Below are 15,043 nucleotides of genomic sequence, written 5' to 3'. Positions count from 1 at the left end.
AGTAGGCCGGATAAGGCAAAGCCGCCATCCGGTATAAAGATCTGAATCACGGAGACGTTATGCAACAGTCTACCCCGTATCTCTCATTTCGCGGCATTGGCAAAACGTTCCCCGGCGTTAAAGCGCTTACGGATATCAGTTTCGATTGCTATGCCGGTCAGGTGCATGCGCTGATGGGCGAAAATGGCGCCGGAAAATCAACACTCTTAAAAATTCTCAGTGGTAACTATGCGCCAACGACGGGATCCCTGGCGATCCGCGGACAAGAAGTTTCGTTTGCGGATACCACAGCCGCGTTGAACGCCGGTGTCGCCATTATTTACCAGGAACTGCATCTCGTCCCGGAAATGACCGTTGCCGAAAATATCTATTTAGGGCAACTGCCGCATAAAGGCGGCATTGTGAATCGGTCGCTGCTGAACTATGAAGCGGGGCTACAGCTTAAGCATCTGGGCATGGATATCGATCCCGACACGCCACTGAAATACCTCTCCATTGGTCAATGGCAGATGGTAGAGATTGCAAAAGCGTTGGCGCGTAACGCCAAAATTATCGCCTTTGATGAACCGACCAGTTCCCTGTCGGCACGCGAGATTGAGAATTTGTTTCGCGTTATCCGTGAGCTGCGCAACGAAGGGCGCATCATTCTGTATGTCTCGCACCGTATGGAGGAGATTTTTGCCCTTAGCGATGCCATTACCGTATTTAAAGATGGGCACTACGTTAAAACGTTTACGGACATGCAGCAGGTCGATCACGATGCGCTGGTGCAAGCGATGGTAGGGCGTGACCTTGGTGATATTTATGGCTGGAAATCCAGGCCTTATGGCGCAGAGCGCCTGCGTTTGCATGAAGTCAAAGCCCCTGGCGTGCGCACGCCGATCAGTTTATCGGTGCGTAGCGGTGAAATCGTCGGACTGTTTGGGCTGGTGGGCGCTGGACGTAGCGAATTAATGAAAGGATTGTTTGGCGGCACGCGTATCACCGCAGGCCAGGTGTTTATTGATGAACAGCCAATTGATATCCGCAAACCGAGCCACGCCATTGAAGCGGGGATGATGCTGTGCCCGGAGGATCGCAAAGCTGAAGGGATTATTCCGGTTCATTCGGTGCGTAACAACATCAACATTAGCGCGCGTCGTAAACATGTATTGGGGGGATGCGTGATCAATAACGGCTGGGAAGAAACCAATGCCGATCACCATATTCGTTCGCTCAACATCAAAACACCGGGGGCGGAGCAACTGATCATGAACCTCTCTGGCGGTAATCAACAGAAGGCTATTCTTGGCAGGTGGTTATCGGAAGAGATGAAAGTGATTTTGCTGGATGAACCTACCCGCGGCATTGATGTGGGCGCCAAGCATGAAATTTATAACGTGATTTATGCCCTTGCGGCGCGCGGCGTGGCCGTGCTGTTTGCATCCAGTGACCTGCCAGAAGTTCTCGGTGTCGCCGATCGTATCGTGGTGATGAGAGAAGGCGAGATTGCCGGGGAGTTACTTCATGAACAGGCGGATGAACGCCAGGCGTTGAGCCTTGCAATGCCTAAAGTCAGCCAGGCTGTGGCCTGAATAAGGAGAGTATGATGTCTTCCGTTTCTACATCGGGTTCAGGTGCTGCGAAATCGGCGCTAAATCTTGGCCGCATTTGGGATCAATACGGGATGCTGGTGGTGTTCGCGGCATTGTTCCTGGTTTGTGCCATCTTCGTGCCAAACTTTGCCACCTTCATCAACATGAAGGGGCTGGGACTGGCGGTATCGATGTCGGGTATGGTCGCATGTGGGATGCTCTTTTGCCTGGCATCCGGTGACTTCGACCTGTCCGTTGCATCCGTCATTGCCTGTGCGGGGGTCACTACTGCCGTGGTCATCAACATGACCGAGAGCCTGTGGATTGGCGTCGCTGCCGGGCTGTTGCTGGGGATTTTATGCGGTCTGGTGAATGGGTTTGTGATTGCACGGTTAAAAATCAATGCCCTGATCACCACTCTGGCGACGATGCAGATTGTCCGCGGTCTGGCCTACATTATCTCTGACGGTAAGGCGGTCGGGATTGAAGATGAGCGTTTCTTCACCCTTGGCTATGCTAACTGGTTCGGGCTGCCGGCACCTATCTGGATAACGATCGTTTGTTTCATCGTATTTGGCTTACTGTTGAATAAAACCACGTTTGGTCGTAACACGCTGGCTATTGGAGGGAATGAAGAGGCTGCGCGCCTGGCCGGGGTTCCGGTTGTTCGCACCAAGATTATTATCTTTATTCTTTCCGGTCTGGTATCCGCAATTGCCGGCATTATCCTCGCATCGCGCATGACCAGCGGTCAGCCAATGACCTCAATCGGTTATGAGCTGATCGTGATTTCTGCATGTGTATTAGGGGGCGTTTCGCTGAAAGGCGGCATCGGAAAAATCTCATATGTGGTCGCCGGGGTATTGATTCTGGGGACGGTTGAGAACGCGATGAACCTGCTGAATATCTCTCCTTTTGCACAGTACGTCGTACGTGGTCTCATCCTGCTGGCGGCGGTAATCTTCGACCGTTACAAGCAAAAAGCGAAGCGTACCATTTAATGATTTAAGCCCTAAGCTACCCGGCTGGCGATTGTTTTTCCAAATGGCGAGCATGGTCACACTGTCTATACTTATATCCGTCATACATCATCTATACGGCGCGATCCGCGCGGCGTACAAACCATGATGAGGAGGATAACCGGGTGACAGCATCACTGACATTACCCCCTGAACAATCTGCAAACTGTGCTTATTTTTTTGATCTCGATGGGACACTGGCTGAGATCAAGCCCTATCCTGACCAGGTCGTTGTCCCTAAGACAATCCTGCAATTATTACATCAGTTGGCGACGCATAACGCGGGTGCGCTGGCATTGATTTCAGGGCGCTCGATGGCTGAGCTTGACGGCCTCACCACTCCCTTTCGTTTTCCGCTTGCCGGAGTGCATGGGGCAGAACGCCGTGACATCAATGGTCAAACCCATATAGTGCGCCTGCCCGCGGGTATTGAACGTGAAGCCGGCGCGCTGTTACAGACGGCGTTGTCGAAACTGCCTGGCACGACGCTGGAAGCAAAAGGTATGGCTTTCGCGCTGCACTATCGTCAGGCGCCAGAGCATGAAGCAGCGCTGGTAACGCTGGCGGAATGCATCACGCATACATGGCCGCAGCTTGCATTGCAGCATGGAAAATGTGTCGTTGAAATAAAACCGAAAGGTACGAATAAAGGCGATGCAATTGCTGCATTTATGCAGGAAGCGCCTTTTGCCGGACGGATCCCCGTATTTTTCGGTGATGATCTAACGGATGAAACCGGCTTTGAGGTAGTTAACCGCGCAGGCGGTATTTCAGTGAAGGTGGGGAGCGGGGCGACGCTGGCGACATGGCGTCTGGATGGCGTCAGCGATGTCTGGCGTTGGCTGGAGCAAATTAACTCTTCGCAGCAACAATCGAATACAACAAACAACAGAAGAGGTGACTATGGGTCGTTTAGTCGTAGTATCTAATCGTATCGCCTCGCCAGATGACAAAGGGAGCGCAGGTGGGCTCGCGGTCGGTGTGTTGGGCGCGTTAAAAACTGCTGGTGGATTGTGGTTTGGCTGGAGTGGCGATATCGGTAATGAGGATAAACCGTTAAAAAAGGTCACTCGTGGCAATATTACCTGGGCCTCGTTTAATTTGAGCGAGCAGGATTATGAAGAGTATTACTGTCAGTTTTCGAATGCCGTTTTATGGCCTGCATTCCACTACCGGTTGGATTTAGTTCAGTTTCAGCGCCCGGCCTGGGAGGGGTATCAGCGGGTTAATGCCTTGCTGGTAGATAAACTGCTGCCGCTGCTGAGCGAAGATGACATTATTTGGGTTCATGATTACCACCTGTTACCGTTTGCCTACGAGTTGCGTAAACGCGGCGTGAATAATCGCATCGGTTTTTTCCTGCATATCCCTTTTCCGACGCCGGAAATTTTTAACGCGCTCCCTCCACACCAGGCTCTGCTTGAGCAGATGTGTGATTTTGATTTACTGGGTTTCCAGACCGAAAACGATCGCCAGGCTTTTCTGGACTGCCTGGCTGCCCAGACTCAGGTAACTACCCACAGCGATAAGCGCCACAAAGCATGGGATAAAGCGTTTTGCACAGAAGTGTATCCAATCGGCATCGAGCCGGAGGAAATCGCACGCCAGGCTTCAGGTCCTCTGCCGCCAAAAATGGCGCAGTTAAAGGCAGAGCTTAAGAATGTGAAGAATATATTCTCCGTTGAGCGTCTGGATTACTCCAAAGGCTTGCCAGAGCGCTTCCAGGCCTATGAGGCGCTGCTGGAGCATTACCCGCAGCACCATGGCAAAATTCGCTATACGCAGATAGCGCCAACCTCGCGCGGAGAGGTGCAGGCCTACCAGGACATTCGCCATCAACTGGAGACAGAGGCCGGGCGGATTAACGGTAAATATGGGCAGTTGGGCTGGACGCCGCTTTACTATCTGAACCAGTATTTTGACCGCAAATTGCTGATGAAAATATTCCGCTATTCTGACGTAGGGTTAGTGACGCCATTGCGCGATGGTATGAACCTGGTGGCGAAAGAGTATGTGGCTGCACAGGATCCGGCCAACCCCGGCGTTCTGGTGTTATCGCAATTTGCCGGGGCGGCGAATGAGTTAACTTCTGCGCTTATTGTGAATCCTTATGACCGGGATGAAGTGGCTGGCGCACTTAACCAGGCGCTGACAATGTCGCTTGCTGAACGTATCTCTCGTCATGCTGAAATGCTTGAGACTATCATTAAAAACGATATCGACAACTGGCAGGCGAGATTTATATGCGATCTAAGAAAAGTTACGTCGCGTCAGAGTAAGCGCCAGTTGTCAGACAGTGTGCCTTCCTGTTCGAAACTGGCGTAACGACCTGAAGACGGTATTAATCTCCAGCCAGAGGAACCAGCAGAACATCCACCTGGCTGGCGCCGACCACGCTTTTTGCTGAGCACGAAGCGCGCGAAAAGAAGCTCTGGTTATGGTTGCCGTAAATGACCAGATCGACTGCGTGTTTACGGCAAACGTCGAGAATATGTTCATTCAGTGCCCCATAGGTAATAAAAGTATGCTCGATGGGGTACTGGGCTTCTTTGCTGAGTTTATCGATAAAATCCTGGGTCTCCTCTTGCATGAGTTCACGCAGGTCTTCCAGCATGGGGGCGGCAAACTGGTTATACATTTCAGGGTCTGAAACCAATGTGATCAGGCTAATACGGGCGTTGACAGGGCGAGCGATAGAAACTGCCTTGGCTAACAATTGCTGGCTTTCAGGGGTGGCGGCAACCGCCACCAGAATGTGCGCATAGCTCATAACTCGCTCCTTTTTTTCAAGAATTATGAGAGAACTTTTCTGCTTTACTCAGCTTACTCCATACTGCAACGTTTCTCCCCAGGATAGTGTGAATCCCATCATTATTATTCATTAATTATTCTTATAAATAGAATAATCGCTTCATATAAATTGCAAATAGGTTCTGGTCACTTAAGTAAAACTCGCTGCCAATGAAAACAATGTGTTAATAAAAAATAAACAAATATTAACATTTGGCGGGTTATCACTGCGCGGTATTAATTAATCACCCTTAATATTTAAGTTGTTGTTTATAAACAATTTAATTGAAAAGTCGTTTTACATAAAATATGTGATCCAGCTCGCTATTTCATGGTGTGATATTAACGTTTGTGAACAAAATACTATTCGCTTTTATTGCAAGAATATTCGTACGCCAGGAATCGAAAAGATGAATGTCGGTTTAAAAAATAGGCAAAGTAAAAGCTGCGCTGATGGATTTATGTTAAGTGTTTAGCTGATTTATGTGATCTGCGTCACATATTCTTTAAATTCGCAGCACGGTTCCGTTGTATGTGTAACTGGCGGCGGGTAGAGTTGCGTCGAATTAGGAAAAATCTTAGACAATTGTAAGAATTGATGTGAGCTTGTAAGAAGTGCGCATTCTTCAAAAGGGCTGATTTACACAACGTGTATGTGTCGTCACGCTGCTATGTATTTGACCTTTTGCTTTTTTTACCGGGACTTCCCGGCGACATCACGGGGTGCGGTTTCACCGCATGAAAATAATGTTGGTTATTATGGATGCAAATAATGCATACATCCGAGTTGCTGAAACACATTTATGACATCAATTTGTCATATTTATTGCTTGCACAACGTTTGATCGTTCAGGACAAAGCATCTGCGATGTTTCGCCTTGGTATCAGCGAAGAGATGGCGGACACGTTGGCAACATTAACTCTTCCTCAAATGGTCAAACTGGCTGAAACAAACCAACTGGTGTGTCACTTCCGTTTCGACGATCACCAGACTGTTACTCGCCTGACGCAAGACTCCCGCGTTGACGATCTCCAGCAAATTCATACCGGCATCATGCTTTCTACGCGACTGTTAAGCGACATCGATGATGCCGCGCGCAAGAAAAGGGCTTGATGATGAGCGAAAAAAGCATTGTTCAGGAAGCGCGTGATATCCAGTTGGCAATGGAATTAATCACATTGGGCGCCCGTTTGCAAATGCTGGAAAGCGAAACGCAATTAAGTCGTGGTCGTCTTATCAAGCTGTACAAAGAATTACGCGGCAGTCCTCCGCCAAAAGGGATGCTTCCTTTCTCCACCGATTGGTTTATGACGTGGGAACAAAATATCCATGCCTCGATGTTTTGCAATGCATGGCAATTCCTGCTCAAAACAGGGTTGTGTAGCGGTGTGGATGCCGTAATTAAAGCGTATCGTTTATATCTTGAGCAGTGTCCGCAGCAGGAAGATGGTCCACTGCTGGCGTTAACTCGCGCATGGACGCTGGTACGTTTTGTCGACAGCGGATTGCTGGAATTGTCCACATGCAACTGCTGCGGCGGGAACTTTATCACCCACGCACACCAACCCGCAGGCAGCTTTGCCTGCAGTTTATGCCAGCCGCCATCACGGGCCGTAAAAAGACGTAAACTTTCCCAGAATGCTGCCGATATTATTCCACAACTGCTGGATGAACAGATCGAACAGGCTGTTTAACTGATACGGTGTGGATAAACACTCCAGCAGCGGTAAGCGATTACCGCTGCTTTTTTTTGTCCTGACCTCAAGTTAACTTCCCGACTGCGCATCCTGTCATAGTCAATTGCGAAAGGATGATGTCGTGCTTATCTTATTAGGTTACCTGGTTGTTATTGGTACAGTTTTCGGCGGTTACATGATGACCGGCGGACACCTTGGGGCACTCTATCAACCGGCTGAGCTGGTGATTATCGGTGGCGCAGGTATTGGGGCATTCATCGTCGGCAATAACGGAAAAGCCATTAAGGGAACGATGAAAGCGATCCCGATGCTTTTCCGTCGTTCGAAATACACCAAAGCGATGTATATGGATCTGCTGGCGCTGCTATATCGCCTGATGGCCAAGTCACGTCAGCAGGGCATGTTCTCGCTCGAACGTGACATCGAAAACCCTAAAGAGAGTGAAATCTTCGCCAGCTATCCACGCATTCTTGCAGATGCCGTGATGCTTGATTTTATTGTCGATTATCTGCGACTGATCATCAGCGGCAACATGAATACGTTTGAGATTGAAGCGCTGATGGACGAAGAAATTGAGACTCATGAGAGCGAAGCCGAAGTTCCGGCTAATAGCCTGGCGATGGTTGGCGACTCGCTACCAGCATTCGGGATTGTGGCGGCGGTCATGGGCGTTGTCCATGCGCTGGCTTCCGCCGATCGTCCGGCGGCTGAACTGGGTTCGCTGATTGCGCATGCGATGGTGGGGACATTCCTCGGTATTTTACTGGCCTATGGCTTTATTTCTCCACTTGCCAGCGTCCTGCGTCAGAAAAGCGCTGAAACCACCAAGATGATGCAGTGCGTGAAGATAACGCTGCTCTCCAACCTGAATGGTTACGCCCCGCCGATTGCCGTCGAATTTGGTCGTAAGACATTGTATTCCAGCGAACGTCCTTCGTTTATCGAACTGGAAGAGCATGTTCGTGCGGTGAGAAATCCAGCTGCGCAGCAGACGACCGAGGACGCATGAAAAATCAGGCCCATCCCATTATCGTCGTAAAGCGACGTAAACATAAAGGTCACGGTGGTGGGGCGCATGGTTCGTGGAAAATCGCCTACGCCGATTTTATGACCGCGATGATGGCCTTCTTTCTGGTGATGTGGCTCATTTCCATCTCCAGCCCTAAAGAATTGATCCAGATTGCCGAATATTTCCGTACTCCACTGGCTACCGCGGTGACAGGCGGCAATCGTATTTCGAATAGCCAAAGCCCCATCCCTGGTGGAGGGGATGATTACACCCAGCAGCAGGGAGAAGTGCACAAGCAGCCGAATATTGATGATTTGAGAAAACGCATGGAGCAAAGCCGTTTAAGCAAACTTCGCGGCGATCTCGATCAATTGATTGAATCGGACCCTAAACTGCGTGCGCTGCGCCCGCATTTGAAAATTGATTTAGTTCAGGAAGGGCTGCGTATTCAGATTATCGACAGTCAGAACCGACCAATGTTTAAGACCGGAAGTGCTGAAGTTGAGCCGTATATGCGCGATATCCTGCGGGCTATTGCGCCAGTGCTCAACGGCATCCCTAACCGAATCAGTCTTTCCGGACATACAGACGATTACCCTTACGCCAACGGTGAGAAAGGGTACAGCAACTGGGAACTGTCTGCCGATCGCGCTAATGCGTCGCGCCGCGAGCTGGTTAGCGGCGGTCTGGATGATGGAAAAGTATTACGGGTGGTAGGCATGGCCGCCACGATGCGTCTGAGCGATCGCGGTCCTGAGGACGCCATCAACCGCCGTATTAGCCTGCTGGTTCTCAATAAGCAGGCAGAAGAGGCCATTTTGCATGAAAACGCTGAAAGCCAGAATGAGCCGGTAAGTGTCTTACAACAGCCAGCGGAACTTCCGCCGGCAAGCGTTCCCACATCGCCACCAGCCAATCCGAGGTGATAGCGTGAGCATGGATATTAGCGATTTTTATCAGACTTTTTTTGATGAAGCCGACGAACTGTTGGCCGACATGGAGCAACACCTGCTCGATTTGGTTCCTGAAGCCCCGGATTCCGAACAGCTGAATGCCATTTTTCGTGCCGCTCACTCGATAAAAGGCGGGGCGGGCACCTTCGGCTTTACCATTTTGCAGGAAACGACCCATCTGATGGAAAACCTGCTGGATGAAGCACGGCGTGGCGAGATGCAGCTTAATGCCGACATTATCAACCTGTTTTTGGAAACGAAAGATATTATGCAGGAACAGCTCGACGCCTATAAAAACTCAGAAGAGCCGGATGCCGCCAGCTTTGAGTACATTTGTAATGCGTTACGACAGTTAGCGCTTGAAGCAAAAGGTGAAACCTCAGCCGCGCTCGTCAATACCGCAAAGCTGAGCGTTGTTGACGGGGCGGCGATGCAGGAAGAAACCGTTGCCAATTCCGCTCCGGCCAGTAAAGAGGTCAAGAAACGGATTATTCTCTCGCGCCTGAAATCCAGTGAAGTCGATCTGCTGGAAGAGGAGCTAGGAAATCTGGCGACCTTAACCGACGTGGTGAAAGGAAGCGATACGCTGTCTGCAACGCTGGATGGCAACCTTGCGGAAGATGACATTATTGCGGTGCTTTGCTTCGTAATTGAAGCGGATCAGATTGAATTCGAAACCGTCAGCGCAGCGCCCGTGGCGGTTGATGCGAAAGCGGAAACTGAAGCGGTAGCCGTAGTCGCGACGCCGCAGCCGGTTGCCGTCGCGCCTGCGGTTAAAACCGCCGCCAGTGAAGCGCCACACGCCCGCGCGGAACGTGATAAGCCTGCCCGCGCCAGTGAATCAACCAGCATCCGCGTAGCGGTTGAGAAGGTTGATCAGCTCATTAACCTGGTCGGTGAACTGGTTATCACCCAGTCAATGCTGGCCCAGCGTTCTAATGAACTGGATCCGGTCAATCACGGCGATCTCATCACCAGCATGGGGCAGTTACAACGTAACGCCCGTGATTTGCAAGAGTCGGTGATGTCGATTCGTATGATGCCGATGGAGTACGTGTTCAGCCGTTTCCCACGCCTGGTCCGCGACCTGGCGGGTAAATTGGGTAAACAGGTTGAGCTGACGCAGGTGGGGAGTTCAACAGAACTCGATAAAAGCCTGATTGAACGCATCATCGATCCATTGACGCACCTGGTGCGTAACAGTCTGGACCACGGTATTGAACTGCCGGAAAAACGTCTCGAAGCCGGGAAAAGCCCCATCGGCAATCTGACGCTTTCCGCCGAACACCAGGGCGGGAATATTTGTATTGAAGTGACCGATGATGGCGCTGGTCTGAACCGCGAACGAATCCTCGCCAAAGCCATCTCCCAGGGGATGCCGATCCACGAAAACATGAGCGATGACGAAGTCGGTATGCTGATTTTCGCCCCGGGCTTCTCGACGGCTGAACAGGTGACGGATGTCTCTGGTCGCGGTGTGGGGATGGACGTGGTGAAGCGAAATATCCAGGAGATGGGCGGCCATGTTGAGATCCAATCGAAGCAAGGACAGGGGACGACCATCCGAATTTTGCTGCCGCTGACCTTGGCGATCCTTGACGGGATGTCCGTACGCGTGGCGGACGAAGTCTTTATTCTGCCGCTGAATGCCGTGATGGAGTCACTGCAACCGCGCGAAGAAGATCTCCATCCGCTGGCCGGAGGAGAGCGCGTTCTGGAAGTGCGTGGCGAATATTTGCCGCTGGTTGAATTGTGGAAAGTCTTCGAAGTTGAAGGCGCAAAAACCGAAGCAACGCAGGGCATCGTGGTGATTTTACAAAGCGCAGGTCGTCGCTATGCGCTGCTTGTCGATCAGTTAATTGGCCAACACCAGGTGGTGGTCAAAAACCTGGAAAGCAACTACCGCAAAGTGCCAGGTATTTCTGCTGCAACGATTCTCGGCGACGGTAGCGTCGCGTTGATTGTTGATGTGTCTGCATTGCAGGGGTTAAACCGCGAACAACGTGTGGCGATCACAGCCGCCTGATTGAGTAAGAAAGGGAATAATATGACCGGTATGAGTAATGTAACTAAACTGGCCGGCGAACCGTCAGGTCAGGAATTCCTCGTGTTTACGCTGGGGGATGAAGAGTACGGTATCGATATCCTGAAAGTGCAGGAAATTCGTGGTTACGATCAGGTAACCCGCATTGCTAACACGCCAGCGTTTATCAAAGGCGTTACAAACCTGCGCGGTGTGATTGTGCCGATTGTTGATCTGCGCGTGAAGTTTAGCCAGAGCGATGTGGATTACAACGAAAACACCGTGGTGATTGTACTGAATCTGGGGCAACGGGTGGTTGGGATTGTGGTTGACGGCGTATCTGACGTGCTGTCGCTGACAACCGATCAAATCCGACCGGCACCGGAATTCGCGGTTACGCTGTCAACGGAATATCTGACGGGTCTGGGCGCGCTGGGAGAGAGGATGCTGATTCTGGTCAATATTGAGAAACTGCTGAACAGCGAAGAGATGGCGTTGTTAGATATTGCCGCTGCTCATATGGCGTAAATAAGTAAACATATTATCCAGCCTACAATAATTGCTATTGTAGGCCGGATAAGCGTAGCGCATCCGACACCTTTCCTTCTTACGCTTCTCGTTCAACCAGTTCCGGTTCTTCTTCCAGTAAACCTTCATCCTGTGCCAGCATCGCCGTTGCAATCCCGTTACCTAATACGTTGATCGCTGAGCGCCCCATATCGAGGAAATGGTCGATACCCATCAGTAACAAAATTCCTGCAACCGGAATATTAAAGCTTGGAATGGTTGCCGCCAGCACCACCAGCGCAGAACGCGGTACACCGGCAATCCCTTTGGACGCCAGCATCAGGGTCAACATCAGGACGGTGATTTCTGCAAAGGAGAGATGGATATTGTAGGCCTGTGCGATAAACATAGATGCAAATGAGCAGTAGACCATAGAACCCACCAGGTTAAACGAATAACCGATAGGCAGTACAAATGACACGATATTAGGCGAGCAGCCAAATTTGGTTAATTGCTCCAGCGTTTTCGGATAAGCGGCTTCGGAACTGCTGGTGGTGAAGGCGACCAGCACCGGGTCTTTCAGCATGCTGACCAGACGGAACACCTCTTTTTTCAGCATCACATAACCCACGGCCAGCAGGACCAGACAGGTCAGCAAAATGGCCACATAATAACCGCCAATGAACGACGCGTAGTTGAGCAGGATCCCCAGGCCCTGGGTGGAGATAACGGAAGATATTGCGGCAAAAATAGCCAGCGGCGCAACATACATCACGTAACCGGTCACCTTCAGCATAATGTGGGAGACGACATCCAGCGCGGCAACCAGCGGGGCGTTAAATTTTTCGCCGAGCGAAGCACCACCGATGCCGAAGAACATCGAGAACACGACGATTTGCAGAATCTCATTGTTGGCCATCGCCTCAGCGATGCTGGTGGGAATGGTATGCGTCAGAAAACCTTTCAGGCTCATACCGCCTACGGCCAGGCCGGTATCGGTGGCTTCCAGCGGGATCGCCAGGTTCAGGCCGCTGCCGGGTTGTTCGAGGGAGACCACAAACAGACCGACCAGAATAGACAGAATAGAAGAGCTGATAAACCAGATCATCGCTTTGCCACCCACGCGCCCGATGGTTGAGGTTTCGCCCAGGCGCATAATACCCACGGTCAGGGTGCTGAAGACTAAAGGCGCAATCACCATCTTAATCAGGCGCAAAAAGATGTCGGTGAGAAGCGTAATATTATCGGCCCAGGCGGTAACAACGCCGGGCGAGGCATAAGAGTGGATCCCTGCACCCGACAGGATCCCCGCCAGCATGAAGATCACAATAAACAACGTGAGTTTGTTTGCATTTGCCACTAAAAAGCCCTCAGTAAGGATTTAACATTTATTGTTCGGTTACTCATTTTTTATACTTATTAAGTGGTAACGAAATATTCATCATATAAATTGGATTAAAGCGTAATCGGATACAACTTTTTTTAATTTTTTATTCATTTTGTTGTGGTATTTACGAAGAGAATATGTGATCTGAATCACGAAAAAGTGCATGATTGTTCTCATCTGACCTTAAGAACAGGCAAATATGAATGTTATTTACATGATAATTATGATGTTTTTATGTGAATGACTTGTGGTGGCTGTTCAACTGCTGCTCAGTGGTTCTGCCTGACTGTATTTCCCTCCCGTATTTCCCTTTCGCAAACGTAAAGTTATCTCAGCGAGTGCCGATAACGTTGATAACTCGTTTTCAGGAAGGTGCCTTATGTTTAACCGTATCCGCGTTGTCACAATGCTGATGATGGTGCTGGGGGTTTTCGCACTGCTACAGCTTGTTTCCGGTGGTTTGTTGTTTTCTTCATTGCAGCAGAATCAGCAAAGTTTTGTTATTTCTAACGATCTTCGACAGCAGCAAAGCGAACTCACCTCGACATGGGATCTGATGCTGCAAACACGTATTAATTTAAGCCGTTCTTCCGCGCGTATGATGATGGATGCGTCCAATCAGCAAAGCAGCGCGAAAAACGATCTGCTAAAGAATGCGAAAGCATCGCTGGAGCAGGCAGAAACGCATTACGCAAAATTTAAAAACATCACGCCGTTGCCGGAGATGGCAGAAGCCAGCGGTAACGTTGATGAGAAGTATCAGCAGTACCATGCGGCCTTATCAGAACTGGTCCAGTTTCTGGAAAACGGCAATATGGATGCCTATTTCGCGCAACCTACTCAGGGAATGCAAAACGCGCTCGGCGAGGCGTTGGGCAAGTATGCCAGCGTTAGCGAGAAGCTTTACGTTCAGGCGTTCGATCAAAGCGCGCGTGATTACCACTTCGCCCAATGGCAGCTCGGCATTCTGGCCGTGGTGCTGGTGCTGATTCTGGTGGTGGTGTGGTACGGCATCCGTCATACCTTGCTCAACCCTCTGGCGCGCGTTATTGCTCATATCCGTGAGATCGCCAGCGGTAATTTAACCGCGACGTTGACGGTCCACGGACGTAACGAAATTGGTGAGCTGGCCAGTACGGTTGACCATATGCAGCGTTCACTGACGGAAACCGTCACCCTGGTACGTGAAGGTTCTGATGCGATTTATTCCGGTACCAGCGAAATCGCCAGTGGTAACACCGATCTTTCATCCCGTACTGAGCAACAGGCATCTGCGCTGGAAGAGACCGCCGCCAGCATGGAACAACTGACCGCAACCGTGAAGCAAAACGCGGATAACGCGCGTCAGGCTTCTCAATTGGCGAAAAGCGCCTCTGATACCGCACAACATGGCGGCAAAGTGGTTGATCGCGTGGTGAACACCATGCATGAAATTGCCGATAGCTCGAAGAAAATTGCCGACATCATCAGCGTCATCGATGGCATTGCTTTCCAGACCAATATTCTCGCACTGAATGCGGCGGTTGAAGCGGCGCGTGCCGGTGAGCAAGGGCGTGGTTTTGCTGTGGTCGCAGGCGAAGTGCGTAATCTGGCGAGCCGTAGTGCGCAGGCGGCGAAAGAGATCAAAGCATTGATTGAAGACTCTGTTTCCCGAGTGGATACCGGTTCTGTCCTGGTAGAGAGCGCCGGGGAAACCATGAATGACATCGTCAATGCGGTGACGCGGGTGACCGACATTATGGGGGAAATCGCCTCCGCTTCAGACGAACAGAGCCGCGGGATAGATCAGGTTGCGCTCGCAGTATCTGAAATGGATCGTGTGACGCAACAGAACGCCTCGCTGGTTCAGGAATCGGCCGCCGCAGCGGCAGCGCTCGAAGAACAGGCCAGTCGCTTAACCCAGTCGGTGTCGATTTTCCGTCTCGCGTCACGCCCGACGTCGGCTAAACCCCGTGATACGCGGTTACTTGCGGCGGCGACTGCGACTGCATCATCTCCGCGCCAGAATAGTGAACAAGATACGAATTGGGAAACATTTTGACTGGTAGTTGAACCGCGGCCTGCGCCGCCCGATGGGAGCGTT

General features: G+C 50.9%; 13 protein-coding genes. 11 read left to right on the top strand and 2 right to left on the bottom strand.

Annotated elements, in window-relative coordinates:
- The first annotated feature begins 59 nt into the window (after positions 1 to 59).
- From araG to otsA, 4 genes are all read left to right on the top strand, one after another.
- Entirely contained in the window at positions 60 to 1,574 is a 1,515-nt protein-coding gene (gene araG / locus FDW97_RS06030; RefSeq protein ID WP_038641495.1) for an arabinose ABC transporter ATP-binding protein AraG, read from the top strand.
- Between the two features lie 14 nt (positions 1,575 to 1,588).
- On the top strand, positions 1,589 to 2,575 hold the full coding sequence (araH, locus tag FDW97_RS06025; protein ID WP_042307755.1) for an L-arabinose ABC transporter permease AraH: 987 nt from the start codon (positions 1,589 to 1,591) through the stop codon (positions 2,573 to 2,575).
- A 143-nt stretch (positions 2,576 to 2,718) separates the two neighbouring features.
- Complete coding sequence (otsB, locus tag FDW97_RS06020; protein ID WP_087856039.1) at positions 2,719 to 3,522, top strand: trehalose-phosphatase; 804 nt, start codon at positions 2,719 to 2,721, stop codon at positions 3,520 to 3,522.
- Positions 3,497 to 4,918 (top strand): alpha,alpha-trehalose-phosphate synthase, encoded by a 1,422-nt coding sequence (otsA, locus tag FDW97_RS06015; RefSeq protein WP_137350765.1) that lies wholly within the window; start codon positions 3,497 to 3,499, stop codon positions 4,916 to 4,918. The genes otsB and otsA overlap by 26 nt, the downstream gene beginning before the upstream one ends.
- Before the next feature lie 16 nt (positions 4,919 to 4,934).
- On the opposite strand, the gene uspC is transcribed toward otsA, so the two are convergent.
- On the bottom strand, positions 4,935 to 5,363 hold the full coding sequence (uspC, locus tag FDW97_RS06010) for a universal stress protein UspC (RefSeq protein WP_038641488.1): 429 nt from the start codon (positions 5,361 to 5,363) through the stop codon (positions 4,935 to 4,937).
- 792 nt (positions 5,364 to 6,155) lie between these two features.
- On the opposite strand from uspC, the gene flhD reads away from it, so the two are divergent.
- The 6 genes from flhD (at position 6,156) to cheW (ending at position 11,594) form a co-directional block, all read left to right on the top strand.
- Positions 6,156 to 6,497 (top strand): flagellar transcriptional regulator FlhD, encoded by a 342-nt coding sequence (gene flhD, locus FDW97_RS06000; RefSeq protein ID WP_003034622.1) that lies wholly within the window; start codon positions 6,156 to 6,158, stop codon positions 6,495 to 6,497.
- Complete coding sequence (flhC, locus tag FDW97_RS05995; RefSeq protein ID WP_170973258.1) at positions 6,494 to 7,078, top strand: flagellar transcriptional regulator FlhC; 585 nt, start codon at positions 6,494 to 6,496, stop codon at positions 7,076 to 7,078. The genes flhD and flhC overlap by 4 nt, the downstream gene beginning before the upstream one ends.
- A gap of 124 nt (positions 7,079 to 7,202) precedes the next feature.
- The gene (motA, locus tag FDW97_RS05990) at positions 7,203 to 8,090 is read left to right on the top strand and encodes a flagellar motor stator protein MotA (protein WP_032939611.1); all 888 of its coding nucleotides are present in this window, start codon (positions 7,203 to 7,205) and stop codon (positions 8,088 to 8,090) included.
- Positions 8,087 to 9,016: a flagellar motor protein MotB gene (gene motB, locus FDW97_RS05985; protein WP_038641486.1), complete on the top strand. Its 930-nt coding sequence runs from the start codon at positions 8,087 to 8,089 to the stop codon at positions 9,014 to 9,016. The genes motA and motB overlap by 4 nt, the downstream gene beginning before the upstream one ends.
- Positions 9,017 to 9,020: 4 nt before the next feature.
- A complete protein-coding gene (gene cheA / locus FDW97_RS05980; RefSeq protein ID WP_137350763.1) occupies positions 9,021 to 11,069 on the top strand; it encodes a chemotaxis protein CheA in 2,049 nt (682 codons plus the stop codon).
- A gap of 21 nt (positions 11,070 to 11,090) precedes the next feature.
- Positions 11,091 to 11,594 carry a chemotaxis protein CheW gene (gene cheW / locus FDW97_RS05975; RefSeq protein ID WP_038641481.1) on the top strand — a complete coding sequence of 168 codons (504 nt, stop codon included), beginning with the start codon at positions 11,091 to 11,093 and terminating at the stop codon, positions 11,592 to 11,594.
- 79 nt (positions 11,595 to 11,673) lie between these two features.
- On the opposite strand, the gene FDW97_RS05970 is transcribed toward cheW, so the two are convergent.
- The gene (locus tag FDW97_RS05970) at positions 11,674 to 12,933 is read right to left on the bottom strand and encodes a dicarboxylate/amino acid:cation symporter (protein ID WP_085048027.1); all 1,260 of its coding nucleotides are present in this window, start codon (positions 12,931 to 12,933) and stop codon (positions 11,674 to 11,676) included.
- A gap of 406 nt (positions 12,934 to 13,339) precedes the next feature.
- On the opposite strand from FDW97_RS05970, the gene tar reads away from it, so the two are divergent.
- Positions 13,340 to 15,001, top strand: a complete 1,662-nt coding sequence (tar, locus tag FDW97_RS05965) for a methyl-accepting chemotaxis protein II (protein ID WP_137350762.1) — start codon at positions 13,340 to 13,342, stop codon at positions 14,999 to 15,001.
- Positions 15,002 to 15,043: the final 42 nt, after the last annotated feature.

Source organism: Citrobacter sp. wls708, from assembly GCF_005281255.1.
Classification (GTDB): domain Bacteria; phylum Pseudomonadota; class Gammaproteobacteria; order Enterobacterales; family Enterobacteriaceae; genus Citrobacter; species Citrobacter werkmanii.
This window is presented reverse-complemented; position numbering and strand designations above follow the sequence as displayed.